Raw genomic sequence first — 26700 nt, forward strand, 5'->3', positions numbered from 1 at the left:
AATCAAACTAAATTCTATGAATAATCAATATGATTATCTTATTATCGGAGCAGGAATTTTTGGAGCTGTTTCGGCTTATGAATTAACAAAGAAGGGCTATAAATGTCTTGTAATAGAGAAAAGAAGTCACATTGCTGGGAATTGTTTTACAGAAAATATAGAAGGAATTAATGTCCATAAATATGGCGCACATATTTTTCATACAAATGATAAATCGATTTGGGATTATGTGAATCAATTTGCAGAATTTAATCGATATACAAATTCGCCAATAGCAAATTATAAAGGAGAAATCTACAATCTACCGTTTAATATGAATACGTTCCATCAACTATGGAATGTAAAAACTCCTGATGAAGCAAGAGCAATTATTGCTCAACAAGCGAACGAATTTGGAGTTGAAAATCCATCAAATTTAGAAGAACAAGCAATTTCTTTAGTTGGGTTTGATATTTATAATAAATTAATTAAAGAGTATACAGAGAAACAATGGGGAACAGAAGCTACTAATTTACCAGCTTTTATTATAAAACGTTTACCAGTTCGTTTTACATACGATAACAATTATTTTAACGATAAATACCAAGGAATTCCGATTGGTGGCTATACTCAAATTTTTGAAAAATTATTAGAAGGAGTAGAAGTTCGGTTAGAAACTGATTATTTTCAAAATAGAGAAGATTGGAATAATATTGCTGAAAATATAATCTATACAGGTCCAATTGATGCCTTTTTTGATTATAAATTTGGACAATTGAATTATAGAAGTTTACGTTTTGAAAATGAAATACTTGATCAAGAAAATTATCAAGGAGTAGCAGTTGTGAATTATACTTCTCACGACGAAAAGTATACACGTATTATTGAACATAAGCACTTTGAGTACGGTACTCAACCAAACACCTATATCACCAAAGAATATTCTGATGATTGGAACTTGGACAAAGAGCCTTATTATCCTATCAATAATAAAGAAAATGATGCTATTTTCTCAGAGTATAAAACATTAAGTAAAGAATTATCAAATGTAATTTTTGGAGGTCGACTTGCTGAGTATAAATATTACGATATGCATCAAGTTTTTGGTTCTGCCTTGGTCAAAATGAAGAATATTCCTAATAAAAACTAAATCATGTCCGAAAATAAACCTGCGATTACCTTATTAATGTGTAATTACAATAATGCACATTATTTGAGAAAAGGAATAGAAAGTGTATTAGCTCAAACATTCGAAAATTTTGAGTTGTTAATTTTAGATGACTGTTCAACGGATGAATCTGTAGAAATTATTAAAGAATATGTTCCGAAAGATGAACGTATATCATTCTATCAACAGAAACAGAATGGTGGTTATGGACAAGCTATTTATGATGCAATTAATCTTGCAAAAGCAGATTATGTAGGTATTATTGATCCTGATGATGCGTTGGTGCCAGAAGCATTAGAAGTAATGTTATCTCGTTTACAAGAAAAACCAAATTTAGCTGGTTTATATTCTCAACATTGGATTTGTGATAAAGATCTTAATCCTGTAGAAGTTTGTAAAACAAGTACTAAAATTCCAAATGGAATTACTTATTTAGAATATGGAAAGTCTGCAATGACTCATTTTTTTGTGTTTAATAGATTGAAGTTTATCGAAAATGGTAACATTGACAGAACGATGAGAAATGCTTTAGATCAAGATTGGTATTATAAAGTAGAGGAAGTAGGTGAAGTAGATTTCGTAGAGCAACCACTTTATTTTTATCGTATCTCTCCGACTGGAATTTCTCAAGGATTTAAAAAAAGTTATATCACTTACCGCGATCATCATATCATAAAAGAGAGAGCGTTGGATCGTCGAAAAATTTATGGACAAAAAAGAAAGGAAATCTTAGGGAAATCTAGATCAGAAGTGATGTATAAAAAGTTTAATTATTTATTAAATGAAAAAAATCCTGCTTTTTTAATTCCATTGGCTGAATGTTTTTTTAGAAGTCCAGTTTCAACATTTCAAGCGATTATTTATAAATTGAAAAATTAATGGATATAATTATAAAGTCATATAATCGTCCATACTATTTGCATCGCTGTTTACAATCAATTAAAGAGAATGTCCTAGGAAACTATAAAGTAATCATTGTTGATGATGGTACTCCTCAGAAGTATTTAGATAAAATATCCTCTTTATACGAAGTAGAAATTTTTAAAACAGAAAATTACGAGAAAAAATCGTTTAACATCGGAAATAATTTGATAAACGACGGATTCAATATTCCTACTGAATCATGGAGAAAGGCTGTAGAAAATGCATCAGACTATTTTTTGATTACAGAAGATGATGTTTGGTTTACCAAAGAAATTAATTGTGATGAGTTAGTTGGTTATATGAAATTACATAATATTCATCTAACAAAACTTGGAATTTTAGGTATCTACTCAGATGATAATTATTCTGAAGTTTTATCTCTTTCTAATGAATTAGAAACAACTTACCCCTTAAAAACATTTACTTCTAATCAATTTATTATGAACTTATTTATGTTCAATAAATTCAAATTTTTTACGATTCTTTATAAATTAGGTTTAGTTGATAATCATACAAGAAGAAAATATTGGATTTTGAACTCTATTCTAATGGGAGTTTATAAAAAAGATTATTGGTTGTACATGTGGAAAGACTCTATTAATCACTTGGATGAAAAAATTCAACTGAAAAATGCTGCAGTATGGTTTGGAAAAAATAAGAAAAATAGAAACCTGGTCACTCGAACAAAAGATGAAAAAATGAAGACCACTTTTAAGTCATCTGCATCTGGACAATACCATGATTATAATATTAATTTATCAATAGATAAAGTAAACTCAATTCTAAACGAAGCTTGGTTAAATAAAGAGTTTGACGCCATGCAAAATTATCCAAAAGATTTTTCTGATGATTATATCAAATTTTTTTTAGATAAAGAAAATCATCCTGATGCACAATATGATGAATGGTTTAAATGGGCTGAAAATTTTCGCCAACAATACAGAAATTTAGGAGCAGAAGTCGATAATTAAAAATATAATACCATAAAAAAACCTCAACGTAGTTGAGGTTTTTTTCTATAAAGATTAATCTTATTCCTGAATTAAAAGTCGGAATCCTTCACCGTGAATATTCACGATTTCTACTGCTGGATCTTTCTTCAAATACTTACGTAATTTCGCAATATATACGTCCATAGAACGTGATGTAAAGTAATTATCATCGTGCCAAATACGTGTTAAGGCAATCTCACGAGGCATTAAATCATTTTTGTAAACTGCCAATAAACGTAATAATTCGTTTTCTTTTGGCGAAAGTTTTTGAGATTTACCATCGTAAATTAATTGTCTCAATTTTGCATTGAACGTAAACTTACCAATTTTGAAATCTTCTTGTTCAAATTTTTCTTCTTCGCCAGAATTACGTTGTAAAACAGCTTTTATTTTGTACAATAAAACTTCCGAATCAAATGGTTTTAAGACATAATCGTCTGCTCCAATTTTGTAACCATTCAAAACATCCTCGCGCATGTTTTTCGCTGTTAAAAATATAATTGGTTGTTCACTTTTTAGTTCTTTGATCTCTTTTCCTAATGTAAAACCATCTTTTTTAGGCATCATTACATCAAGGATGCATAGATCATAATCACTTTCTTTAAATTTGGCAAGACCATCCTCACCGTCGATTGCGTGCGTTACGTCAAAATCGTTTATAACCAAATAATCCTTTAATACACTTCCGAAGCTTGGATCATCTTCTACTAAAAGTAATCGTTGTTTATCACTCATTGATCTATGATTTTAGAGGAATTTTAATGAAAAAAGTACTTCCTTTTCCTGCTGAACTTTCTGCCCAAACTTGTCCGCCGTGAAGCTGAACGATTTTTTTGACATAAGCCAACCCAAGTCCATGACCTTTTACATTGTGTATATTTCCCGTTTCTTCTCTATAAAATTGTTCAAATATTTTTTTTAGAACGTTTTGCGACATACCCATTCCTTTATCAGAAATTTCAATTAAAAAATTGTTGTCTTTGTTGTATGTTTTTACTCTAATCTCCGGTGTGTTTGGAGAGTATTTTCGAGCATTATCCAATACATTAATAACGATATTCTCTAAATGGAACGGATCTCCTTTTACAAATGATTGTTCTGCATTGTATTCTTCAAATATTGTACCATTTCTTTCTTCTACAATAAATCTTATCGGCTCAACACTTTTTTGTACAATGCCATTCAAATTTACTTCCTGAAAATTCATATCCATTTGATTGCGATCAAGCTTCGACATTCGTAAGACCATCTCAACGTGAGCATTCATACGTTTGTTTTCTTGTTTGATCAAATCGGCATAATATTTCACCTTTTCGGGATCAGTAAATATTTTTTCGTTGCGCAATGCATCAGACGCAATATTAATGGTTGCAATAGGCGTTTTGAATTCGTGCGTCATATTATTGATGAAATCTGTCTTGATTTCTGAACTTTTGCGTTGCAATTGCATGTAATAAATTGACAAGGAGAAAACCGTAATAATAATCATGGTTAAGATAAATGTCAACGAAATAACTGGAACTGTTGGCGCAACAATGGCTAAATTTCGGTTAACAAAATTCGCTGCTAGATAATATTCGATATGGTCCTTTCTATCCAAAAATAGCGGAACCATAAACTCTATTTTATTGCGATCGAAATCTTTTGATTTGACATTTGTTTCTGTCGAATCTTTTTTCAAAACTGCCAAAATTGGCATTGCTTGATGAATTCCTCTGTTACGTAATTCATTTTTCAAAATCGAATCTAACATCGCATAATTCACACGTTTGTCGATTGGCGTAGAACCAGCATCCCAACGCGCAGCACTTTCCAACGTAAATGTTCCGTCTTGTAAAGCGTGCTCAAAATTCAGATTAAGATTCGGAATTCCTCTTGCAGAAGAATCTTTGTCTATTTTGAAAACGCGTTCTTGCGAATAAATATTTGCTTTCGTTAAGCTGTCATTGTATTTTCCAGATGATGGCAACATCGATTTTTCGACCACATAGCGCGTTACATAAGCGTACGTTACACCAAGCGAATCTTTGATGACTTGATTGGTTACAACTTGCGGTTTATCTTTATTTGATTTTAAATCAGATTGTATATTATTGAATTTCTTATAATAACGCTCTAATTCATTTTTATTTATTTTCTCAGTTGTATAATTCATCGCTTGGTACACATTGTTGTTAAAACTGTCTGTACCATTCTGAATTGTCAAGTTTAGCCAATAGAATTGAATAATTATCAATCCTATAAGCGCAACACTCATGATAACGATTAAGATTTTATAAAATCCTTTTTTCATTTATTTTTTATTGAATGATTAAAAATAGTTTAATCTTTTCTAATTTCTATCTTTTTGTTAAAATTTGGACGATTAAATCATTTTTTTGATTTTGATAAACGTTTGTTCCACTTCATTTTTCAAGTGAGCTAAATCTCCATTATTATCAATAATAAAATCTGATTTAGCGATTCGTTCTTCGTCCGAAATCTGATTGTTTATTCTTGCAAGAATTTCTTCTCGTGATAAACCATCTCTTTCTATAGTTCGTGCAATTCGCGTTTCTATATCGACCACTACACTTATCACAACATCGCAATCTTTGTAACTACCACTTTCTATTAAAATGGCAGCTTCTTTCATTACAATGTCCGATTTTTGAGCTTTTTTCCAATCTTCAAAATCTTGGAAAACTGCTGGATGAACAATTGAATTTAATAGCTTCAATTTTTCATTATTTTGAAAAACTTGTTTTGAAATAAATGGTTTATTCAAACCATTTTCATTGTACGCTTCTTCACCAAAAGTTGCAATAATTTTAACTTTTACTTCAGAGTTTTCATTCTGAATTGTTTTCGCTCTTGTGTCAGAATTATATACCGGAATACCTAATTCTTCGAAGAATTTTGCTGCTGTACTTTTGCCAGAGCCTATTCCGCCAGTAATTCCTGCTACAAAAGGTTGGTTGTTTTTCATGGTTTGAAGTTAAAAAAATGCCGAAGAATAATTCCTTCGGCAATCAGTTAAATATATGTTAACCTTAAACTTAGTTTTTTTCTTCAACTGCTTTTTCTGATTTCTCAGCTTTGTCAGTCGTTTTTGAATAACGTGCAGCAGTTAATTCGCGAGAAATTGCAGCCTTTTCAAATTTAATTTTTCCAGCTCCAGTTTCGATGATAACAGCGTCGTCATAAATTTCGTTGATTTTCCCGTGAATTCCAGAAGTTGTTACAACTTGATCACCACGTTTGATATCCGTTTGAAATTGTTTTTCTTGTTTCGCTTTCTTTTGTTGAGGACGAATCATGAAAAAGTACATAATTACGAACATCCCTCCGAACATCAAAAGCATAGACATTCCTCCGCCTTGTGCACCAGCTTGTAAAAAGATTGTTTGAATCATTTTTATATTTTATCGATTTAATACTTATTGTCCAAATGCTTGTTGCGCATTTTGATCATTTGCAGTAGCTCCAACAACGTTTGCAGAAATATCAAATTTCTCATGACCATTTGTTGTATTAGTTACTAAAGTTACTGTTTTTTGTTGCTTTCCGTTCATGTTTCCAGCTGTGTACACAACTTTGATAGAATCTGTAGCTCCTACTGCAATTGGAGTAGAAGGGAATTCAGGAACAGTACAACCACAAGTTGCAGACGCGTCGCGAATAACTAATGGAGATTTACCATCGTTTTTGAACTTGATATATGTTTCTACTTTATTGTTAGCTTTTACATCTCCAAAATCGTGATTCGCTTCTGCTAATGTTAAAACTGGAGCTGTAGCTGGATCTACAACATTTTCAGCTTGTTGAGCTGTTTCTTCTGCTGTAAAATTGTCGCTAGCTTTTTTCTCTCCACAAGAGCTGATTGCGAATGATAATGCAAATGCACCTAATATAAATAATTTACTTTTCATTTTTATAATTATTTGTCTTAGTCAAAATTAAGAAAAAATAGTGATTATAATAAACCTCTACCGTATTTTGGTAAATTATTATTGTCTTTTAACTCTTTTAATGTTTTATCTAAGATTCCGTTAACAAAAACACGCGATTTTTCTGTCGAATAACTTTTCGCTAATTCCACATATTCGTTGATTGTAACTTTTGCAGGAATGTTTGAGAAATATAAAAATTCTGTCAAAGCCATTTCCAAAATAATCAAATCGATTGTTGCAATACGATCTAATTCCCAGTTTTGAGCTTTTTCGTCAATGATTTTTCTAGTTTCTGCTTGGTGACGAATAGTTTTACGGAATAATTCTTCAGTAAATTTTTTGTCATCTAAATCTTTGTAAACTTTGAACAAAGAAATCAACGGAGAACTGTTTTGACGGAACGATTTTATCGTTGTATGCACCATCGCATTTGCAATATGTACATCGTCTGCCCACGTGATTTGAATTCCTTCTAAGTAATCGTGCAAATCTTCATACTCAGCAATAAACTCTACGAAAAAGTTCAAGATAAATTCTTTGTCTTCCTCAAAAGAATGTTTGTCACTGCTCATGTACGTTTTGTACAATTCGCTTTCTGTCAAATTTTTAAAGATATTGTTTGGATAAGAGTCATAAATATCCCAAAGTAAAAATTTGTTGTCAGTTGAATAACGAGTTAATTCAAGATTTTGTTCAATAATTTTGAATATTTTATTCTGAACAAATTTTAAATTTGGATTTAAATCTTCTTGGGTTGGAAAGTTTTTTGATTTTGCAAGTTCAATTTTATGCTCTGCAATGTCCTTTTGAACTTTGATCAAATTTAGGAGATAAATGTACAAATCGTAGATTTGATCGATACTTTTCATCATATTTTTCTCGACCGCTCTTTCTTCGCCTTCAGTTCCTAAACTATTGTAAGCATAGATATTCTGCATTACTTTTTCGCGTAGTTGTCTTCTTCCCAACATAATTTCAATGATATAACGTCTAATAAATTGATGCAAAGGTAAAAAAAAGAATGTAATTTTGTTTTGTGAAATCATTACAAAAGTTAAATAAATTTTTATGGAAGTATAAATGGAGAATATTTTTGGGCTTCATTTTTACGATTTGTGCCAATTGGGTGCAGGTTTATTCCGTTACATATATTAGAGAAGCAATCAATACAGTTGAAGAATTGCTACGAAATTTTAAGAAAGAAGGAACAGATAACCTCGATCTTTTGAAAGATGGTTTGATGTATGCAAGTTTGGCGTTTTTCTTTTTTAAAGTTTTGGGAGGAGTTTTGACGGTTGGTACTCGACAAATGATTATTGTGGCATCGCGTTATATTGAGTTCGATTTGAAAAATGTGATTTACGATAAATATCAAAAATTATCGTTGTCCTTTTACAAAAAACACAAAACGGGCGATTTGATGAATCGTATTACCGAAGATGTCGGATTGGTGCGTATGTATCTTGGACCTGGAATTATGTATCCGATTGATTTGGTATCGCGAGTTGTGATTATTGCGTATTTTATGTTGCAAATTGATCAACAATTAACGCTTTATACATTGGCTCCTTTGCCGATTTTATCATTGTTAATCTATAATGTTGCACGAAATATTAACAAGAAAAGTAAGCGAGTACAAGAACAACAATCTACGATTTCGTCATCTGTACAAGATACTTTTGCTGGAATTCGCGTGATAAAATCATTCAATTCAGAAGAATTTATAAAATCTAAATACGAAGTAGAAGCAGACGAATATCAGAAACGTGCGCTTAATTTAGCTCAAATTCAGGCAGCTTTTGGACCATTGATGGTTGTTGTAGTTGGAGTGAGTAATCTGGTGATTTTGTATTTGGGAGGAGTAAAATATATAGAAGGAACAATGGATATTGGTTCTATTGCTCAATTTTTCCTTTACCTAAATATGTTAATTTGGCCATTTACTTCCTTAGGTTGGATTACGATGGTTGTACAACGTGCAGAAGCATCAATGTCTCGTATCAACGAGTTTTTGAATGCAGAAACTGATGTAAAAGAAAAACAATTAGTGAATCACGAAGTAGAAGGAACAATCGAATTTAAAAATGTGACGTATATCTACGAAAACACTGGAATTAAAGCGTTGGATAATGTTTCGTTCAAAATTAATAAAGGTGAAACTTTAGCGATTCTTGGAAAAACAGGTTCAGGAAAATCGACAATTGCTTTGTTAGTTGCGCGTTCGTTGGAACCAACTTCTGGTGAAATTTTGATTGATGGTAAAAATATTCATGATATTAATGTAGAATCTATTCGAGAAGAAATTGGTTATGTACCGCAAGAAGCTTTCCTTTTCTCGGATTCGCTAACCAATAATATTTTGTTTGGTTCTGATGATACAGATGAGCAAACGGCCGAAATTTTTGCGAAAAAAGCGGTTGTTCATGACAATATTGATCGATTTAAAGAACGTTACGAAACAGTTGTTGGAGAACGTGGCGTGACGCTTTCTGGAGGTCAAAAACAACGTGTTTCTATAGCTCGTGCATTGGTAAATGATCCACAAATATTAATCTTTGATGATAGTTTATCAGCTGTAGACACCGAAACCGAAGAACAAATCTTAAATAATTTATCTTCTGAAATTAATGGTAAAACAACCATCATTATTACGCATCGTGTGTCTTCTGCAAAGCGCGCTGATCAGATTTTGGTTTTAGAAGATGGTCATGTTTTAGAAAATGGTTCCAACGGCGAATTATTAAATAAGCATGGTTATTATTATGAATTGTACAATAAACAACTGCTAGATTAAGTTTATTTATAGAGATTTAATAAAATAATAGAAAATAATTGTTTAAAATGTTGTTGTTTTCTTAATTTTTTTTAGATTTGTTAGGAAACATTTAACAATTAAACTCTATTTAGACTTATGAATGATTTTGAAAACCAAGAAAAGGTGGATGCAGAAGGAGTCTTTTCAAAGGTATTAAGGGCTGGAAGAAGAACTTATTTCTTCGATGTTCGCGAAACAAGAGCAGGGGATTATTACTTGACGATTACAGAAAGTAAAAAAAATACGCAGGACGATGGAAATGTGTATTACAAAAAACATAAAATCTACTTGTACAAAGAAGATTTTGAAAGTTTCAAAGATATGTTAGACGAAACGACCGATTTTGTTTTTGCACAAAAAGGACAAGAGGTAATTTCGGAAAGACATCAAAAAGATTTTGATCCAAAAAATAAAGTTGTGAGTAAAGAAGAAACGCAAGTTGAATCTTTTACCAATATCGATTTTGACGATATATAGACTTTACTAAATATGCGTAAAAAGAAACCTCCGCTCAAGTTATTGAGCGGAGGTTTTTATTTATTTAATTTTTTATAAATCTCAAAAGAAAAATTTCTATAAAAATCTTCTGTTAAAAATTGATTAAGCCCATATTGTTCATAGATACTTTTATTCAAATCTAATGGCAAGCCTAATTGATGCCCATAATACAAATGAAAATCTTTTATTTTATTATTTTCAATCATATAATCAATATACTTATCAGTTTCATCGTGTTTATTTGATTCTTCTTTTATTCGTATTAAATTCAAAACAGAATTTTCTTCATAAAATGTAATTTTAACTTCTGCTTTACTTTTTTTGAAATAATTTGTAGCTTCAATTTTTAAATTATATTTTTTGATTTTAGTTTGAATAGAATCATTGATAAATAATTCAAAAGAATCAACTAATTTGTCTTCATTTTTATCAATTAAACGTGAATTAATTTTAAGATTAGAAAATTCAGAATTTGCATTTGGTAAAACTGAACTCGATTTACAATTGAATGATATAGTAATTATTAATAATTGTAGAGTGGCATATATGTATTTCATTTTTGAATATGTTAATTGCTTCAAAAATAATCAATATTAGTAAAATTATTTAATTACAAAATGTCGAGCTGAATTTAATCTTGTGGGATTCTGAAATAAGTTTAGAATGACAATAAATCACAAAAAAAACTCTCAAAGAAATCCTTTGAGAGGTTTGATATATTGTAAATAAGTTAAATCTTAACCTACTAATTCTTCTACTTTATCAGCAGCATCTTTTAATGTGATAGCAGAGTGAACAGCGAAACCTGATTCATCAATCATTTTCTTAGCGATTTCTGCATTTGTTCCTTGTAAACGAACAATAATTGGCACATTAATTTCGTCACCCATATTGTTGTAAGCATCTAAGATACCTTGAGCAACACGATCACAACGTACAATACCACCAAAAATGTTGATTAAGATAGCTTTTACGTTTTTATCTTTTAAGATAATACGGAAACCTTTTTCTACACGTTCAGCATCAGCAGTACCACCAACGTCTAAGAAGTTTGCAGGATTACCACCAGATAATTTGATGATATCCATAGTTGCCATTGCCAAACCAGCTCCGTTAACCATACATCCTACGTTTCCGTCTAATTTTACGAAGTTTAATCCAGCTTCACCAGCTTCAACTTCTGTTGGATCTTCTTCTCTTGTATCACGTAAAGCAGCGATATCTGCATGACGGAATAATGAGTTATCATCGATAGATACTTTAGCATCTACAGCGATAATTTGATCGTCAGATGTTTTAAGAACTGGGTTAATCTCGAACATAGAAGCGTCAATCGCAACGTATGCATTATATAAAGCAGTGATAAATTTAACACCATCTTTGAAAGCGTTTCCTGATAAACCTAAGTTGAAAGCAACTTTACGCGCTTGGAAACCTTGGATTCCTACAGCTGGATCAATTTCTTCTGTAAAGATTTTGTCTGGCGTGTGCTCAGCAACTTCCTCGATATCCATTCCACCTTCAGTAGAATACATAATCATGTTTTTACCAGTAGCACGATCTAATAATACAGAAACATAGTATTCTTCAGTTTCAGATTCACCTGGATAATAAACATCCTCAGCAATTAAAACTTGATGAACTTTTTTACCTTCAGCCGAAGTTTGAGGTGTTACTAACTGCATTCCGATGATTTCGTTTGCTTTCTCTTTAACTTCGTCCAAGTTTTTAGCAAGCTTTACTCCACCACCTTTTCCACGACCACCTGCGTGTACTTGTGCTTTTACGACATGCCAACCTGTACCAGTTTGTTCTGTTAATTGTTTAGCAGCTTCTACAGCTTCTTCTGGTGTAGTAGCAACGATACCACGTTGTACTTTTACACCATATTTACTAAGAATTTCTTTTCCTTGATATTCGTGAAGATTCATTTTTTTTGATTTTTCAATTACAAAAATAAAAATATTGTTGATGTATTCTAAATTTTGCCATATTAATTTTATCAGCTTATGCTAAAAAAGTGGTTAATATTGTTTATTTAGAGGTTACAAGATACGAATATTAATGATTTAAAAAGTCAAAACAATTGTTATATAATTTTTAAATCGTACCAAGTACACTAAAAACTAGTTTAATTTAGATGTCTTTATTTTGAATTAAAAAAAACTTATTACTTATGATTTAAGACTTAGTACTTAATTTATATCTTTACCTCATGATAAAAGCAGAAAATATTGTTAAGAAATTTGGTGAATTAGAAGTGCTAAAAAATGTTTCTTTATCGATTGCAGAAAAAGAAATCGTTTCTATTGTTGGTGCTTCTGGAGCAGGAAAAACAACTTTGCTTCAAATTTTAGGAACATTAGAAAAAAGTTCTGAACCAAAGAAATATAATACTTCTATACAGATTGCGGGACAAGATATCACGAAATTAAACGATCGCGATTTATCTAAATTTCGTAACGAAAACATTGGATTCATTTTTCAGTTTCATCAATTGTTGCCAGAATTTAATGCAATAGAAAATATTTGTATTCCAGCTTTTATCAAGAAAACAAAAAAAGCAGAAGCCGAAAAGCGTGCAAAAGAGTTAATGTCTTATTTAGGACTTTCGCAGCGTTTGACGCATAAACCGAATCAACTTTCTGGAGGAGAACAACAACGTGTAGCAGTTGCTCGTGCACTAATCAATCAACCAAAAGTTGTTTTTGCTGATGAACCTTCTGGTAATTTAGATTCTAAAAATGCTGAAGAATTACACGAATTATTTTTCAATCTTCGAAACGAATTTGGGCAAACTTTTGTTATTGTGACGCATAATGAAGAATTAGCAAACATGACCGATCGAAAATTGGTGATGGCTGATGGAGTTTTTCAAACAGAAATGTAAATGAATCAAAAAGAGTTAAAGGATTTTTTAGACGAAAAAGTTCTTCAATATAATACATTAGACTTTATCGATTCTGATCCAGTACAGATTCCGCATAGATTTTCTGCGAAAGAAGATATTGAAATTGCAGGGTTTTTAGCAGCAACAATTGCGTGGGGAAATCGTAAAATGATTATCAATAATGCGAATAAAATGATGCAGTTAATGGGAAATTCACCTTACGATTTTGTGATGAATTTCTCTGAAAATCATTTAGAGAATTTGGATGGATTTGTTCACAGAACATTCAATAGTGAAGATTTGAAATTTTTCATGCAATCGCTTCGTAACATTTATCAAAATCATGGAGGGTTGGAACAAGTTTTTGCAAAACATCAAACTTCAAATTCGATGCAAGCATCAATTTCGAATTTCAAACAAACTTTTTTCGAGATAGAGCATCCAACTCGAACAACTAAACATATTTCAGATCCGCTGAATAATTCAGCTGCAAAGCGTATCAATATGTACTTACGTTGGATGATTCGTGATGACAAACAAGGCGTAGATTTAGGAATTTGGAAATCCATACCAACTTCTATTCTTTCGTGTCCTTTGGATGTACATTCGGGAAATGTTGCACGAAAATTAAATATTCTGACTCGAAAACAAAATGATGCAAAAGCATTAAAAGAACTGGATACAAAATTGCGAGAAATGGATGCAAATGATCCTGTGAAATATGATTTTGCTTTATTTGGTTTGGGTGTTTTCGAAGGGTTTTAACTGAACTGAAAATAATTTTATTTAGAAAAATTAGAATTAAATTCGCTAAAAATAAGTTTGTATGAAAGATTTGAATGGAATAAAATATATCGAACGTTTACCTGTTGTTTCGACTGAAAAAACGCCTCTTTTTGTGCTGATACATGGTTATGGAAGCAACGAAGAAGATTTGTTTTCGTTTGCACAAGATTTGCCGCAGAATGCGCATATTGTAAGTGTGCGTGCGTTGCATGATATTGTGTATGGCGGATATGCGTGGTATGATATCAATTTTGTGAACAATGAAAAATGGATGGATGAAATGCAAGCAATAGAATCTCGTAATAAATTGGTTGAATTTATTGATGCAATTGTTCAGCAAGAGAATTTAGATGCAGCAAATGTAACATTGATGGGCTTTAGTCAAGGTGCAATTTTGAGTTATGCGATTTCGCTAAATAATCCTGAAAAGATTAAAAACGTGGCTATTTTAAGTGGTTATCCAGAAGCTAAAATTATTGGAGATTTTGATCAATCGAAAGATTTTTCGAATTTAAATTTCTTTGTTTCGCATGGAACAGAAGATGTTGTATTACCAATTGAATTAGGACGAATGGGTGACGAGTTTTTAAAATCCTTGAATATTAATTTTGAATACCACGAATACAGAAGTGGACACGGAATTGTTCCTCAAAATTACTATGATTTGATGGATTGGATCAAAATATTTTAACATAAAGCTGAATTTAATTCAGCTTCTCATCATTATAAGATATTTAAATAAATTTAACTTCTATGGCGTCGCCGTGATATTCCTTGAACGAGGCGTCATAGAATTCGATATTCGTATAACGAAATAATAATTCGGTAATTTCTTTTTTCAGAATTCCTTTTCCGTAACCGTGAATTAAAATCAATCGAATTTGACTTTCGAACATGGCACGTTCCACCTCATTTCGAGCAACATCTAATTGCGTTTGTATAATTTGCGCATTATCCAAATCACGCCAATTATCAACCAGATTTTCGATATGCAAATCAATTTCTCGCGTTAAATACGGATGACGATGAGATTTGCGAAAAGTCTTAAACTTTGGTTTCGAAAATTCTTTGATTTCCTCATCTCGATATTCTTCATAGTCAATCTCAATATCTTTGATGATTTCGTCTTGATGATACTCATATTCAAAACCAAACTCATCATTAAAGTAAACAAAATCACCTTTCAATTTGGTAATTGTTCCCGAAATATTATCATCTATCACTTTAACTTTTGTTCCAATTTTGAACATTTTCTACTTTTTCTGCAAAATTAAGAATTATTTTATGAGTTTTTAGATTGTTGTATTATTCAATTCAAACTCAATGTTGTATTTTTGTTTATTAAACTAACCAAATGTCAAATCAACCTAGAAAAATAAAAGTACTTTTTAGGCTTCGTTCATTAGAAATGGGTGGAGTTCCAAGAGTAGTTTTAGATTTGTTGCGAAACTTACCAAAAGATAAATTCGACTTTACTTTGATGCTTAACTTGTATCAAGGCGAATTGATTAAAGAAATTCCTACTGATGTAAAATTAATTGTTGTAGAAAAAGGAAAAGAACAGATGAGTTCTAATGGTTTTATACAGAAATTACAATTAGTTTGGCGACGATTGAAGTTAGAAGTTTATGATAAATTTCCGTCAATTTTATACAAAATAAAAGTTCCAGAAAAATATGATATCGAAGTTTCCCCTGGTTATGCGGAATTTGATATGGTGTTAAATTCTCCTGATAAAAAATCAAGAAAAATAGGCTGGTTTCATACTGATGTTGGCTATGATAAAGATCAACAGAGAGTTTTGAGTAGAATTGAAAAGATGAAACGTTTTGATTTTATGATTTTTGGTTCGAAACAAACACGTCAAGTAATCGAGGATTTGTATCAAGTTACCTATCCAAAATCGACTATTATTTATAATGTGATAAAAGTGGATGAGGTTTTGAAAAAAGCCGAGCTTTTTGAGTATTCTTATGAAACAGATTTACCGGTTTTTTCGTCTATAGGACGATTACATCATCGCAAAGGTTATCATACCTTGATGAAGGTGCATAAACGATTATTAGATGATGGTTTTGCTCATAAAATTGCGGTAATTGGAGGAGGAAACGAAATGGAAAATTTGATCAATCAACGTAAACAACTAAATGTTGAAGATTCTTTTTTATTGTTAGATTCTCAAACCAACCCTTATCCTTATATCAAAGCGTCAGATTATTTTATTTTGCCAACACAATCTGAGTCATATCCATTGGTTATAGGTGAAGTAATGTGCATGCGTAAACCAATTATTTCGACAAATGTTGGTGGTATTGCAGAAATGATTGATGATGGAGTAGATGGAATTTTAATTCAATATAATGAAGATGAAATGTACGAATCGATGAAATCTTTTATGACGAATCATGATTTGGTGCAAAAAATTATTGAAGGAACTCAAAATGCGTACAATAAATTTGATGAAAAAGAGATTTATCGTCAAGTTTCTGAAGTTTTCGAACAACAATATCAAATCAAATTAGAAAATGAGCGAGGCTAAAATTACCATTGTCACGCCTTCATATAATCGCGCGCATACGTTGACGCGTGTGTATGATTCGTTAAAAAATCAGTCGTTCGAAGATTTTAAATGGATTATTATGGATGATGGTTCTACTGATAATACTAGAGAAATTGTTGAAAAATTTCAATCAGAAGGTTTAATTGATATTGAATATTTTTGGAATGAAAATCAACATAAACTCATTACTGTTTTTGAAGGAATAAAAAAAGTGACTTCTAAATATTTTATGATTGTTGATTCGGACGATTCTTATCCTGAGAATGCTTTACAAATATTATTTGATGAGGTAGAGAAAATCAAAAACCAAGACGAATATATTTCTGTAATGGGATTGTCGCAATATACAGATGGAAAAATTGTTGGAAATCAATATCCAAATAATGGATTTGATGGGTCAATCTTCGATATGCGTTACAAGTATAAAGTGCGTGGAGATAAGTTTGGAATTTTTATAACAAAGACTTATCAACAATTGTTGAAAAACTTTGATTATTCACCTTATAAAAGCAAAGGTTACATTCCACAATCGGTGTTTTTTAATACCTATGATGCTGATGGAGTGAAGACTAGATTTGTGAATAAAGTTGTTCGTAACTATCATTTGGATGAAGAAGATGCTAATTCTGTTTCCAATACACGTTGGACGGGAAAAAATACTTTTGGTTTGATGGAGGGTTATCGTTCTTTTCTAAATTCTTATGGAACAAAACTTTTTGGATATCCAAAAGCTTTAGTTCGTAATTTGGTTGGATATCAAGTTTATTCGATAATCAACCATCGAAATTTGTCAGAAATAAACAAAGGATTGAAGTACTTCAAATTGTTGTCGATATTGCTTTATCCGTTGTCGTATTTATATTTAAAATTGAAGTAAAGTATGTTATTTAATTCTATTTCTTTTGCGATTTTTTTACCAATCGTATTTACTCTTTATTGGTTATTGAGAAAGAATCTGAAGTTTCAAAATATTTTACTTCTTGTAGCAAGTTATTATTTCTACGGATGTTGGGATTGGCGTTTCATGTTTTTGTTAGGTTTTTCAACTTTCTTAGATTATTATTCTGGAATCAAGATAGAAGAAGCAACTTCTCAAAATCTTAAAAAAATCTGGTTAACAATTAGTATTGGAATTAATCTTGGTTTTTTAGGATTCTTTAAATATTACAATTTCTTTGCAGATTCTTTTGCAGAAATGCTAAATGGCTTTGGTTTAGAAGTTCATCCTTGGACATTGCATATTATTTTACCAGTGGGAATTTCGTTTTATACTTTTCATGGCTTATCTTATATCATTGATATTTATTACGGAAGAATAAAAGCAGAACGAAATGTTGTAGATTATTCAGTTTTCGTAAGTTTCTTTCCATTGTTAGTTGCAGGACCTATAGAAAGAGCAACTCATCTTTTACCTCAAATCAAAAAGAAGAGAGTTTTTGATTATTCTCAAGCAGTGGACGGAATGCGTCAAATACTTTGGGGTTTATTTAAGAAAATGGTAATTGCAGATAATTGTGCAATTTATGCGAATGAAATTTTTTCGAATCCTGAATCGCAATCTGGATCTAATTTAGTTTTAGGAGCTATTTTCTTTACATTTCAGATATATGGAGATTTTTCTGGATATTCGGATATCGCCCTCGGCGTAGCTCGTTTGTTTGGGATTAATTTATTAAAAAACTTTAATTATCCATATTTCTCTCGTGATATAGCAGAATTCTGGCGACGTTGGCACATATCGTTATCAACGTGGTTTCGCGATTATTTGTATATTCCGTTAGGAGGAAGTAAAGGCGGAAATTGGATGCGTGTTCGCAATACATTTATCATTTTTATTGTAAGTGGTTTTTGGCACGGAGCCAATTGGACTTTTATTTTTTGGGGGTTTTTGAATGCTTTATTTATAATGCCATCAATTCTGTTGAAAACAAATCGAAATAATTTAGAAATTATTGCGCAAGATAGGATGTTGCCAAATTTTAGAGAATTATTTAATATGATTTTGACGTTTAGTTTAACCGTTTTCGCCTGGATATTTTTCCGTGCAAATTCAGTTACTCATGCTTTCGAATATATTGGAGGAATTTTTAGTCAATCACTTTTCTCATTTCCAACTTTACGTAAAAGTGCTTTAGCTACGTTAATTTTAGTTGCATTTTTATTGGTGATTGAATGGATTGGAAGAAGAAATAATTATGGAATAGAGAAGTTCTTAATTTCTAAACCAAGATGGGTAAGATGGTGTTTTTATGCTTTTGTTGTGATGTTAATCGGTTTGTTTTTACAAACAGAAGAAAGTCCATTTATTTATTTTCAATTTTAAAAGATGAAGAAATTTTTAATTAACATAGGTCTATTCTCATTATTTGCAATTGTATTTTATATTGTTATAATGCCAATTTGGAGTTCAGCTTTACCATTCTATATGTCTAAAAATGTAAGAAGTTGTATGGGATGTTATGGACATACATTTACACGAATGCAAGATGCACAGAAGACTAAAAATGTAGATGTTTTGATTGTAGGTTCTTCTCACGCGTATAGAGGAATTGATCCTAGAATTTTAGAAAGAGATGGAATTACAGCTTTCAACTTAGGTTCAAGTGCTCAAACTCCAATCAATACAAAAGTTTTATTACATCAATATTTAGAACAAATTAATCCAAAATTGGTCGTTTATGAAGCTTATGCAGGAACAATGAATATTGATAGAGTGGAATCTTCTTTGGATATTTTGAGTAATAATAAAATTGATATCAATTCAATTGAAATGGCAAATGAAGTGCATAATTTATTAGCGTATAATACTTTAATTTTTTCTGGATTTCGTCAAACTTTTGGTTTGAATAAAAGATTTAAAGAAGAAATTCATCAAGGAGAAGATACTTATATTTCGCTAACAGGATTTGTCGAAACTGATTTTAGAAAAAATATATTTAATGATGAAAAAATCTCGAAATGGGATTTAAGGGAAAGTCAAAAAGATGAATTGATAAATAATATAGAGTTTATAAAAAGTAAAGGAATTGATGTTTATATTGTTCAAGCACCTATTACAAAAACGCTTTATAAATCAATTAATAATAATAAAGATGTGGATCGTTTTTTAAGTAATTTAGGTAATTATAAAAATTATCAAAACTTAATTGAATTGAAAGATTCTACAGATTTTTTTGACAATAACCATTTGAATCAAATTGGAGTTGAAAAATTCAATACAGTTTTGAGTAAAGATTTAAAGAATATTTTAAAGAAGTAGTAATATGACCAACCAACCAAAAAAAATACTATTTGTTTATTACAAGCTTTTCAAGGCTGGGGGAGTCGCACGCGTATTAGTTTCCTTGGCGAACGAATTAGTGGAGAAAGGTTATGATGTTTCAATTGTGATTATGATCAATGAAAAAAGTAGCTTTTTTGAATTAGACCATCGAGTTAAGATTATTGTAATTGATACTTTTTCGCATTGGGGATTTCAAAAAATTAATGTTAACTTGAATAAGTATTTTCCAAAATTGCCCTATAAAAATAACATCAAAAATTATGTGTATGATTTCGGTCAATGGGAAATGTTACATAAATGGATGAACAAGAATGGTCAAAATTATGATGTAATTATCTCAAGTTGGTATAAATTATCTGCTCAATTAGCATTGAATAAAAAAGTAAGAGGAAAGACAATTGCTTGGGAACATGCAAATTTTGAAGTAGGAGGAAAATTATGGAAAGATACTTTACGAAAACATTACAAAAATTTGAAAGGTGTTGTTTGTATTAACTCCAATTCTTTAGAACATTATAAAAATATTCATAAAAATGTTCACTTGATTCCTAATTTAATAGGAGAACCTTTTGAATCTTTTGATGAAAGTTTGATTGATCAAAAAGAAAATACGTTAATTTATGTTGGTCGATTAGATGCGGATAAAAATGTTGGTGAATTGATTGATATAGTTAATGAAATCAATTTAAAAGATTTTAAATTTAAGATTATTGGAGATGGACCATCTAAAAATGAGTTAGAAAACAAAGTGAAATCTATTGAGATTTTAAATGATAAAATTCTATTTTTAGGAAGTCAAACTATTTCAGAAATTTTTCAAGAACTTTCGAAAAGTAAAATTTTTCTTTTTACAAGTAAAACCGAATGTTTACCAACGGTTTTGATTGAAGCGAATTTAACAGCTAACGCATTAATTTCTTATAACTGCAAGTATGGACCTTCTGATATTGTGAATGAGAAAAATGGTTTTTTAATTCCTATGAATGATAAACAACTTTTTAAAGAAAAATTACAATACTTAATTGATTATGAAGAGGATTTAGAGTTACTCAATAAATTAAGTGGAGAAAATTCTGAAAAGTGGAGAAAAGATCTAATTATTAATCAATGGAATTCATTAATTGAATAATAATTTTGTATGATTAGTAAACAATTAAAAAATAAATTACGACGTTATAAATATCTGCTAAAATGGTATCTACAATATCATTTTCAAAAAGTCGAATCATATAAAAATAGAAAACCATTTGATGTATCTGAATCCCAAAATTTAGTGTTGGTTCCTCATGCCGATGACGAATGGATAGGTAATAGTCAGCTGTTATTGAAAAAAAATACAATCGTTTATTATTTTCAATTCTTAGGAAATAATTATAATGAAACAAATAAAACTGTAAGAAGAAATGAATTGATTGAATTAAAGAATAAAATTGGTTTTGAATTGGTTGTATCTAACAGTTATGAAGATTACTCAGATTTAAAAGAATTATTAAATAATAAAAGTATTTCTAATATATTTATTCCCTTTCCGATTGATTGGCATAAAGAACACATAAAAGTAAATACAATATTTCATCATATTTTATCAGGTTTACAAATTAAACCTAATTTGTTTTTTTATCATATTTCGGTTCCTTTGCCTATAGATTTTGAAATAAATTATATGCAAATGGATAAATCTGATTTACATTTTAAACAAACTATTTTTGCTGATATATATAAATCCCAGTATAATACACCAATAAAACGTCTAAATTATCAGCTAAGATTAAATGCTAAAGGTTCGGAATGTTATGCTACAGAAAACTTTGTGGAATTATCTTTTGAAGAGTGGACAGATTTATTAAATTTTGTGAACGATAATTACGACACTAAAATAAAGGAACTTATTTATTATATTGATGATTTAGGAAAAATTAGAGAAAAATCAAATCAGATTTATAGAGATTGGAAAAATAATAATTAAATGCTAAACTATTTAAAACTTATACGTGTTAACCAATGGGTAAAAAATTTATTTGTTTTTTTACCAATATTTTTTTCGGGAAATTTATTGAATATCGATTTGTTTATTGAGTCGTTTTATGGCTTTTTAATTTTTTCTTTTGTCGCGAGTAGTATTTATATTATCAATGATTACGTTGATATTGAAAAAGATAAAAAACATCCCGAAAAGAAAAATAGACCACTCGCAAGTGGTAAAATATCGAAGCAAAATGCTTTAATTCTATTTGTTATTTTAGTCATTGTAACATCAATTTTGATTTATTTTTTTGGAAATAAATATGTCGCAATTCTTGTTGGAATTTACTTTTTTATGAATTTGGCTTATTCATTCAAGTTAAAACAAATTGCAATTCTTGATGTGATGATTATTGCGTTTGGATTCTTACTAAGAGTTTTTGTTGGTGGTTATATGACCGGAATTTTAGTGACAGATTGGACGATTTTATTGGTTTTTGATTTGGCTCTTATTTTAGCTTTAGGAAAACGAAGAGGTGAATTAATTAACGCCGATTTACAAGGAATTACAAGAAAATCGTTGGATGGATATAATCTCAATTTTCTTAATTCTGCCTTAGCTATAACTTGTACTGTCGCTGTAATTTGTTACATGATGTTTATTCTTTCCCCAGAAACACAATCCAAATTTCATCATTATATTATTTATACTTTTGTCTTTGTTTTTGCGGCAGTTTTACGTTATTTACAACAGACATTTGTTTTTTCGAAAACAGAATCTCCTACAAAACTAATTTTTAAAGATCATTTTTTACAAATTCTAATTATAATGTGGGGAATTTGTTATGTATTATTGATTTATTTTAATCATGGAAAATAAAAAATTATCTCCAGTAGCAAATTGGGGACTTTATCCATCTATAAAAGCGAATGTTGTATCGCCAACTACAATTTTAGAATTTCAGGAAGCAATTCTTTCAAATGAAGAAGTTATTGCGAGAGGAAATGGTCGTTGTTATGGAGATGCATCATTACAAAATACAATTATTTCAACATCGAAATGGAATAAATTTATCGATTTTGATCGCGAACATGGCATTATAGAAGTTGAATCTGGAGTTTTATTATCAGATATTTTAGAAGTTTCAATTCCGGCAGGATATTTCATTTCAGTCACTCCTGGAACCAAATTTATTACAGTTGGCGGAGCAATTGCATCAGATGTTCATGGAAAAAATCATCACATCGATGGTTGTTTTTCTGATCATTTAATTCATTTCGATTTAATGATTGAAAATGGAGATATTTTACATTGTTCAAGAAATGAAAACACAGATTTATTTTGGGCAACAATAGGAGGAATGGGATTGACAGGAATTGTTATTTCTGCTAAATTTATGTTGAAAAAAATTGAGTCAGCATATATTCGAAATGAAGCAATTCAGGCGAAGAATTTAGATGAGATTTTTGATTTGTTCGAATCTTCTGAATCTTGGACATATAATGTTGCGTGGTTAGATTGTTTACAAAAAGGTACTTCCTTAGGAAAATCGATTATGTTGCGTGGCGAACATGCGATTTTAGACGAGTTACCTCAAAAATTCAAAAAGAATCCTTTAAAAATTAAGAAGAAATTAAACTTAAATATTCCATTTTTCTTTCCAAATTTTGCGTTAAATCCTTTATCAATTAAGATTTTCAATTGGTTATATTTTAATAAACAAGGTAAAAAGCATTTGAAAAATTATGTGGATTACGAAACATTTTTTTATCCGTTAGATGCTGTTCATAATTGGAATCGTATTTATGGGAAAAATGGATTTATTCAATATCAATTTGTGATTCCAAAGGAGACGGGAAAAGAAGGAATGCGAAAGATTTTGGAAACAATTGCTGCTAGTGGAAATGGTTCTTTTTTAGTAGTATTGAAATTGTTTGGTGATAATAATCCAAAAGCTTATAATTCGTTTCCAATGAAAGGATACACACTGGCTTTAGACTTTAAAGTAAACAATAAATTAGAGAAATTAATTGCAAGTTTAGATAAAATTGTGATGGATTATGGAGGACATATTTACCGAACAAAAGACGCGATGTCCAATCCAGCCTTGACAGATTATTTACAACATATCGATTCTCCAAAATTCGAGTCGATGCAAAACGAACGTATCAATAGATTTAAGCAAAAATGATAGTAATAGGATCAAATTCTGATGTAGCAATAGCTTTTGTAGAAAAGGTTTTGAAAGAAGGTAAACGTTTTCCGATGGTTTATTTATTTACATCAAACATCGAAAAAACAAAGAAATTAGCACTACATTTTTATGCAAAATATGAGCAAAAATGCGAGATTGTTCATTTCGATTTAACAAAAGAAAACGATTATTCTTTAATTTCTCATATCGATTCTGAATTATTGTTTTGTGCAGCTGGATATTTAGGAAAAAATTCGGAAGAAGGTTTATATGATGATTGGAACACGAAACAAATAGTAGAAGTTAATTACTCAAAATTAATTGTCTTAATTAATCATTTTGCGCAGAAATTCGAAGCAAAAGGTTCGGGAACTATCATTGGATTGTCGTCTGTAGCTGGTGAACGTGGTCGTCAAAGCAATTTTATTTATGGATCTGCAAAAGCTGGTTTCACAGCTTATTTAGCTGGTTTGAGAAATTATTTATTCCATAAAAAAGTTCATGTAATGACAGTTATTCCAGGATTTATGGATACGCAAATGACAGCTGATATTGAAACACCAAAACCATTAACTGCTCAACCAGATCAAGCGGCTAATATTATTTATAAAGCTTATGTCAAAAAGAAAAATATTGTTTATGTAACATTTTTGTGGTGGGGAATTATGATGATAATTCGTAATGTTCCTGAATTTATTTTCAAAAAAATGAAAATGTAATGAATCGCAATTTATACCTTTTTGATTTTGATGGAACATTAACTTGTAAAGATACCTTATTCGATTTTTTAAAATTCTCTTTTCCTAAAGTTTACTTTATTAATTATCTGATATTTATTCCATTATTTATCGTTTCAAAATTGAAGATAATTGATGCTGGTTTTGTAAAAGAAATGTTTATTTCTAAATTTTTGAAAGGAAAATCTTATGTTGAAATTAATCAATTAGCTCAAAATTATTTTGAACAAAATCATCAAGAATTAATTTATTCAAAAGCTGATGAATATATTAAATCGTTAAGTAATTATAATGATAAATTTATCGTTTCGGCTTCAGTCGATTTTTGGATTCAACCTTTTGCTGATTATTATGAAATGGGACTAATTTGTACCAAAGCAAAATATGATGAACAAGGCTTTTTTACAGGGAAATTTGCTTCACCAAATTGTAATTACCAAGAAAAAAAGAATAGAATCGAGAAAGAAATTGATTTGTCTTTATATGATAAAATCATAGCTTTTGGTGACACAAAAGGTGATGAAGCAATGTTTTCGATTGCTACAAAATCTAATTTTAGATATTTTAATTAATCATTTACCAAAAATAATCTCCTATTAATTGCATTACGAATGTTTGTAAAAGAGCAATATAAGCTATGTTTTTTAAAACGTTTACTTCCTTTACATTGATTAATAGTAAAAGTATATAAGGGTAAAGATAAAGGCAAGCTCTTGCTGTTTCTCCTGTTCCATAGGCACCTGTCAAAAACATTAGCATTAAAGAGAGGAACGCTATTATTGGCAAATAAAAATTAATTTCATTCTTTTTAAGATTAAATACTTTTGGGGTAAATAGGTAGGCGAAAAAACCAAAAGACAAGAAAAGTAATATTTCACTAATGTTCTCTAAACGTGTAAAAAGATAAACAATTGGTTGATGAAATCCTCTAAAACCATTAGGGTTTTCAAGTTTTGAAGCATTGAAAAAAGCTTCAATATGGTTATAATCAAGTATTAATTGAAGTAATAAAATATAGAAAAGAAATAAGATTCCTACAATTATAAAGTTAATGATTGTGTATTTATTTTTTTCAATGATTAATTGATATATTGACAATATTGCTGCAACACAGGCAAAAAAAGTTCCACTAAATGATATACTATTTGCTAAAGAAAATCCTATAAATGCTAATAATATTCCTTTAATATTTATAGAATTCGATCTTGATATGATTAACATTCCATATAAAAAAATTAAACTAAAAAATAGAAACACAGCATCTATTGATACAATACTATAAATGTTTACAGCAGGAATAAGTGCAAAAATTAAGAGAAGAATATTTCTTTTAGAGTTTTCTATTTTGAAAAAATCAATAATTTTTATCAAAGGAAAAAATGAACAAAATGAAAGAATAGACATTCCGATAGCTAAACCAAGTACTGATTCGTTAAAAATTTTGTAAATAATATATTGTATCCAAACAGCAAAAGGAGGATGTGTTTTGGCATGCATTGTTAAAGTATCTTGTATCTCATTATAACTTGAAATGAATGTATAGCCATTTTTAATTTTAACTACATCATGAAAGTATTGAAAATCAGTATCAAGAAATGATCTTAAAAAAGTTTGATGGATTGAACCTTGAGCTAGGTTTCCAAATATTATTAACAAGATGTAAGCAATAAATAATTTTAAAATACTTAGATGATGATAATTTTTTAATGCGAATAAACCTGTTAATAAAAAAAATATTGAAAATAAGACACCTTGAAAAGTGATAGTAGAAAAATATACGACACTTATTGGAAAAGTAATTCTGGAACCAGTAAAAAAATGGTTTTCGTTTAAAAAATAATTCAATCCAACCATCACAATCCATCCTATAATTAATAATCCTATAATTTTGAATGGGCTTGTTTTTAGAACTGATTTAAAATTTTCTAACATAGTTTTAGGTTATTTTAAGTAATTTATTTTTAAGGTTTCACAAAATT

The 26700-nt window shown here is 29.9% G+C and carries 28 protein-coding genes; 18 read left to right on the forward strand and 10 right to left on the reverse strand.

Annotation, left to right across the window (positions count from 1 at the left end):
- Positions 1-16: 16 nt before the first annotated feature.
- From glf to FH779_RS01860, 3 genes are read left to right on the forward strand one after another with little or no spacing between them, the layout of a single operon-like run.
- Positions 17-1129, forward strand: coding sequence for a UDP-galactopyranose mutase (gene glf, locus FH779_RS01850; RefSeq protein WP_180905856.1), 1113 nt, complete (start codon positions 17-19; stop codon positions 1127-1129).
- 3 nt (positions 1130-1132) lie between these two features.
- Complete coding sequence (locus tag FH779_RS01855) at positions 1133-2026, forward strand: glycosyltransferase family 2 protein (RefSeq protein ID WP_180905857.1); 894 nt, start codon at positions 1133-1135, stop codon at positions 2024-2026.
- Positions 2026-3042: a glycosyltransferase family 2 protein gene (locus tag FH779_RS01860; protein ID WP_180905858.1), complete on the forward strand. Its 1017-nt coding sequence runs from the start codon at positions 2026-2028 to the stop codon at positions 3040-3042. The genes FH779_RS01855 and FH779_RS01860 overlap by 1 nt, the downstream gene beginning before the upstream one ends.
- A gap of 60 nt (positions 3043-3102) precedes the next feature.
- On the opposite strand, the gene FH779_RS01865 is transcribed toward FH779_RS01860, so the two are convergent.
- The 6 genes from FH779_RS01865 to nusB all read right to left on the reverse strand — a co-directional run bounded on the left by FH779_RS01865 (position 3103) and on the right by nusB (position 7966).
- The gene (locus FH779_RS01865; protein ID WP_019974263.1) at positions 3103-3798 is read right to left on the reverse strand and encodes a response regulator transcription factor; all 696 of its coding nucleotides are present in this window, start codon (positions 3796-3798) and stop codon (positions 3103-3105) included.
- Positions 3799-3802: 4 nt separating this feature from the next.
- Positions 3803-5356 (reverse strand): sensor histidine kinase, encoded by a 1554-nt coding sequence (locus FH779_RS01870; RefSeq protein WP_038331121.1) that lies wholly within the window; start codon positions 5354-5356, stop codon positions 3803-3805.
- Between the two features lie 72 nt (positions 5357-5428).
- Positions 5429-6031 (reverse strand): dephospho-CoA kinase, encoded by a 603-nt coding sequence (gene coaE / locus FH779_RS01875; RefSeq protein ID WP_180905859.1) that lies wholly within the window; start codon positions 6029-6031, stop codon positions 5429-5431.
- Between the two features lie 70 nt (positions 6032-6101).
- Positions 6102-6458, reverse strand: a complete 357-nt coding sequence (yajC, locus tag FH779_RS01880; RefSeq protein WP_125350678.1) for a preprotein translocase subunit YajC — start codon at positions 6456-6458, stop codon at positions 6102-6104.
- Positions 6459-6482: 24 nt separating this feature from the next.
- Complete coding sequence (locus FH779_RS01885) at positions 6483-6974, reverse strand: DUF1573 domain-containing protein (protein WP_114998927.1); 492 nt, start codon at positions 6972-6974, stop codon at positions 6483-6485.
- A 44-nt stretch (positions 6975-7018) separates the two neighbouring features.
- Positions 7019-7966, reverse strand: coding sequence for a transcription antitermination factor NusB (gene nusB / locus FH779_RS01890; RefSeq protein ID WP_180905860.1), 948 nt, complete (start codon positions 7964-7966; stop codon positions 7019-7021).
- Between the two features lie 65 nt (positions 7967-8031).
- Here nusB and FH779_RS01895 point away from each other — a divergent pair, with 65 nt between their 5' ends.
- Together FH779_RS01895 and FH779_RS01900 are read left to right on the forward strand one after the other, a co-directional pair.
- A complete protein-coding gene (locus FH779_RS01895) occupies positions 8032-9789 on the forward strand; it encodes an ABC transporter ATP-binding protein (protein ID WP_180905861.1) in 1758 nt (585 codons plus the stop codon).
- Positions 9790-9906: 117 nt separating this feature from the next.
- Positions 9907-10287, forward strand: coding sequence for a PUR family DNA/RNA-binding protein (locus FH779_RS01900; protein ID WP_114998930.1), 381 nt, complete (start codon positions 9907-9909; stop codon positions 10285-10287).
- A gap of 56 nt (positions 10288-10343) precedes the next feature.
- Here FH779_RS01900 and FH779_RS01905 read toward each other — a convergent pair whose 3' ends face one another.
- Entirely contained in the window at positions 10344-10865 is a 522-nt protein-coding gene (locus tag FH779_RS01905; RefSeq protein ID WP_180905862.1) for a hypothetical protein, read from the reverse strand.
- A gap of 180 nt (positions 10866-11045) precedes the next feature.
- Entirely contained in the window at positions 11046-12239 is a 1194-nt protein-coding gene (gene sucC / locus FH779_RS01910; RefSeq protein ID WP_180905863.1) for an ADP-forming succinate--CoA ligase subunit beta, read from the reverse strand.
- Positions 12240-12523: 284 nt separating this feature from the next.
- Here sucC and FH779_RS01915 point away from each other — a divergent pair, with 284 nt between their 5' ends.
- From FH779_RS01915 to FH779_RS01925, 3 genes are all read left to right on the forward strand, one after another.
- Positions 12524-13198 (forward strand): ABC transporter ATP-binding protein, encoded by a 675-nt coding sequence (locus FH779_RS01915; protein WP_180905864.1) that lies wholly within the window; start codon positions 12524-12526, stop codon positions 13196-13198.
- Positions 13199-13963 (forward strand): TIGR02757 family protein, encoded by a 765-nt coding sequence (locus FH779_RS01920; RefSeq protein ID WP_180905865.1) that lies wholly within the window; start codon positions 13199-13201, stop codon positions 13961-13963.
- Positions 13964-14024: 61 nt separating this feature from the next.
- On the forward strand, positions 14025-14675 hold the full coding sequence (locus FH779_RS01925; protein ID WP_180905866.1) for an alpha/beta hydrolase: 651 nt from the start codon (positions 14025-14027) through the stop codon (positions 14673-14675).
- A 43-nt stretch (positions 14676-14718) separates the two neighbouring features.
- Here FH779_RS01925 and FH779_RS01930 read toward each other — a convergent pair whose 3' ends face one another.
- Positions 14719-15234, reverse strand: coding sequence for a Smr/MutS family protein (locus FH779_RS01930; RefSeq protein ID WP_114998950.1), 516 nt, complete (start codon positions 15232-15234; stop codon positions 14719-14721).
- A gap of 104 nt (positions 15235-15338) precedes the next feature.
- On the opposite strand from FH779_RS01930, the gene FH779_RS01935 reads away from it, so the two are divergent.
- Genes FH779_RS01935 through FH779_RS01980 form a run of 10 tightly spaced genes read left to right on the forward strand, consistent with a single transcriptional unit; the run spans position 15339 to position 25293 of the window.
- Positions 15339-16523 (forward strand): glycosyltransferase, encoded by a 1185-nt coding sequence (locus tag FH779_RS01935; protein ID WP_180905867.1) that lies wholly within the window; start codon positions 15339-15341, stop codon positions 16521-16523.
- On the forward strand, positions 16510-17421 hold the full coding sequence (locus FH779_RS01940; RefSeq protein ID WP_180905868.1) for a glycosyltransferase family A protein: 912 nt from the start codon (positions 16510-16512) through the stop codon (positions 17419-17421). Before FH779_RS01935 ends, FH779_RS01940 begins: the two co-directional genes overlap by 14 nt.
- A gap of 3 nt (positions 17422-17424) precedes the next feature.
- Complete coding sequence (locus FH779_RS01945; protein ID WP_180905869.1) at positions 17425-18867, forward strand: MBOAT family O-acyltransferase; 1443 nt, start codon at positions 17425-17427, stop codon at positions 18865-18867.
- A gap of 3 nt (positions 18868-18870) precedes the next feature.
- Positions 18871-19803, forward strand: a complete 933-nt coding sequence (locus FH779_RS01950) for a hypothetical protein (RefSeq protein ID WP_180905870.1) — start codon at positions 18871-18873, stop codon at positions 19801-19803.
- 4 nt (positions 19804-19807) lie between these two features.
- Complete coding sequence (locus FH779_RS01955; protein ID WP_180905871.1) at positions 19808-20956, forward strand: glycosyltransferase; 1149 nt, start codon at positions 19808-19810, stop codon at positions 20954-20956.
- Positions 20957-20965: 9 nt separating this feature from the next.
- Complete coding sequence (locus tag FH779_RS01960; RefSeq protein ID WP_180905872.1) at positions 20966-21793, forward strand: hypothetical protein; 828 nt, start codon at positions 20966-20968, stop codon at positions 21791-21793.
- The gene (locus FH779_RS01965) at positions 21794-22669 is read left to right on the forward strand and encodes a UbiA prenyltransferase family protein (protein ID WP_180905873.1); all 876 of its coding nucleotides are present in this window, start codon (positions 21794-21796) and stop codon (positions 22667-22669) included. It abuts the gene before it with no gap.
- On the forward strand, positions 22659-23981 hold the full coding sequence (locus tag FH779_RS01970) for an FAD-binding oxidoreductase (RefSeq protein WP_180905874.1): 1323 nt from the start codon (positions 22659-22661) through the stop codon (positions 23979-23981). Before FH779_RS01965 ends, FH779_RS01970 begins: the two co-directional genes overlap by 11 nt.
- Positions 23978-24703 carry an SDR family NAD(P)-dependent oxidoreductase gene (locus FH779_RS01975; RefSeq protein WP_180905875.1) on the forward strand — a complete coding sequence of 242 codons (726 nt, stop codon included), beginning with the start codon at positions 23978-23980 and terminating at the stop codon, positions 24701-24703. The genes FH779_RS01970 and FH779_RS01975 overlap by 4 nt, the downstream gene beginning before the upstream one ends.
- Entirely contained in the window at positions 24703-25293 is a 591-nt protein-coding gene (locus tag FH779_RS01980; RefSeq protein WP_180905876.1) for an HAD-IB family hydrolase, read from the forward strand. The genes FH779_RS01975 and FH779_RS01980 overlap by 1 nt, the downstream gene beginning before the upstream one ends.
- Positions 25294-25297: 4 nt before the next feature.
- Here the strand turns inward: FH779_RS01980 and FH779_RS01985 are convergent, their stop codons facing one another.
- The gene (locus FH779_RS01985) at positions 25298-26653 is read right to left on the reverse strand and encodes a hypothetical protein (protein WP_244958003.1); all 1356 of its coding nucleotides are present in this window, start codon (positions 26651-26653) and stop codon (positions 25298-25300) included.
- Positions 26654-26700 lie beyond the last annotated feature (47 nt).

The organism is Empedobacter falsenii (genome assembly GCF_013488205.1).
Lineage (GTDB): Bacteria > Bacteroidota > Bacteroidia > Flavobacteriales > Weeksellaceae > Empedobacter > Empedobacter falsenii_C.

What these genes read in the sequence shown, in the direction of transcription:
- glf (WP_180905856.1), top strand. Translation starts at nt 17, where the DNA reads ATGAATAATCAATATGATTATCTTATTATCGGAGCAGGAATTTTTGGA.
- FH779_RS01855 (WP_180905857.1), top strand. Translation starts at nt 1,133, where the DNA reads ATGTCCGAAAATAAACCTGCGATTACCTTATTAATGTGTAATTACAAT.
- FH779_RS01860 (WP_180905858.1), top strand. Translation starts at nt 2,026, where the DNA reads ATGGATATAATTATAAAGTCATATAATCGTCCATACTATTTGCATCGC.
- FH779_RS01865 (WP_019974263.1), bottom strand. Translation starts at nt 3,798, where the DNA reads ATGAGTGATAAACAACGATTACTTTTAGTAGAAGATGATCCAAGCTTC.
- FH779_RS01870 (WP_038331121.1), bottom strand. Translation starts at nt 5,356, where the DNA reads ATGAAAAAAGGATTTTATAAAATCTTAATCGTTATCATGAGTGTTGCG.
- coaE (WP_180905859.1), bottom strand. Translation starts at nt 6,031, where the DNA reads ATGAAAAACAACCAACCTTTTGTAGCAGGAATTACTGGCGGAATAGGC.
- yajC (WP_125350678.1), bottom strand. Translation starts at nt 6,458, where the DNA reads ATGATTCAAACAATCTTTTTACAAGCTGGTGCACAAGGCGGAGGAATG.
- FH779_RS01885 (WP_114998927.1), bottom strand. Translation starts at nt 6,974, where the DNA reads ATGAAAAGTAAATTATTTATATTAGGTGCATTTGCATTATCATTCGCA.
- nusB (WP_180905860.1), bottom strand. Translation starts at nt 7,966, where the DNA reads ATGTTGGGAAGAAGACAACTACGCGAAAAAGTAATGCAGAATATCTAT.
- FH779_RS01900 (WP_114998930.1), top strand. Translation starts at nt 9,907, where the DNA reads ATGAATGATTTTGAAAACCAAGAAAAGGTGGATGCAGAAGGAGTCTTT.
- FH779_RS01905 (WP_180905862.1), bottom strand. Translation starts at nt 10,865, where the DNA reads ATGAAATACATATATGCCACTCTACAATTATTAATAATTACTATATCA.
- sucC (WP_180905863.1), bottom strand. Translation starts at nt 12,239, where the DNA reads ATGAATCTTCACGAATATCAAGGAAAAGAAATTCTTAGTAAATATGGT.
- FH779_RS01915 (WP_180905864.1), top strand. Translation starts at nt 12,524, where the DNA reads ATGATAAAAGCAGAAAATATTGTTAAGAAATTTGGTGAATTAGAAGTG.
- FH779_RS01920 (WP_180905865.1), top strand. Translation starts at nt 13,199, where the DNA reads ATGAATCAAAAAGAGTTAAAGGATTTTTTAGACGAAAAAGTTCTTCAA.
- FH779_RS01925 (WP_180905866.1), top strand. Translation starts at nt 14,025, where the DNA reads ATGAAAGATTTGAATGGAATAAAATATATCGAACGTTTACCTGTTGTT.
- FH779_RS01930 (WP_114998950.1), bottom strand. Translation starts at nt 15,234, where the DNA reads ATGTTCAAAATTGGAACAAAAGTTAAAGTGATAGATGATAATATTTCG.
- FH779_RS01935 (WP_180905867.1), top strand. Translation starts at nt 15,339, where the DNA reads ATGTCAAATCAACCTAGAAAAATAAAAGTACTTTTTAGGCTTCGTTCA.
- FH779_RS01940 (WP_180905868.1), top strand. Translation starts at nt 16,510, where the DNA reads ATGAGCGAGGCTAAAATTACCATTGTCACGCCTTCATATAATCGCGCG.
- FH779_RS01945 (WP_180905869.1), top strand. Translation starts at nt 17,425, where the DNA reads ATGTTATTTAATTCTATTTCTTTTGCGATTTTTTTACCAATCGTATTT.
- FH779_RS01950 (WP_180905870.1), top strand. Translation starts at nt 18,871, where the DNA reads ATGAAGAAATTTTTAATTAACATAGGTCTATTCTCATTATTTGCAATT.
- FH779_RS01955 (WP_180905871.1), top strand. Translation starts at nt 19,808, where the DNA reads ATGACCAACCAACCAAAAAAAATACTATTTGTTTATTACAAGCTTTTC.
- FH779_RS01960 (WP_180905872.1), top strand. Translation starts at nt 20,966, where the DNA reads ATGATTAGTAAACAATTAAAAAATAAATTACGACGTTATAAATATCTG.
- FH779_RS01965 (WP_180905873.1), top strand. Translation starts at nt 21,794, where the DNA reads ATGCTAAACTATTTAAAACTTATACGTGTTAACCAATGGGTAAAAAAT.
- FH779_RS01970 (WP_180905874.1), top strand. Translation starts at nt 22,659, where the DNA reads ATGGAAAATAAAAAATTATCTCCAGTAGCAAATTGGGGACTTTATCCA.
- FH779_RS01975 (WP_180905875.1), top strand. Translation starts at nt 23,978, where the DNA reads ATGATAGTAATAGGATCAAATTCTGATGTAGCAATAGCTTTTGTAGAA.
- FH779_RS01980 (WP_180905876.1), top strand. Translation starts at nt 24,703, where the DNA reads ATGAATCGCAATTTATACCTTTTTGATTTTGATGGAACATTAACTTGT.
- FH779_RS01985 (WP_244958003.1), bottom strand. Translation starts at nt 26,653, where the DNA reads ATGTTAGAAAATTTTAAATCAGTTCTAAAAACAAGCCCATTCAAAATT.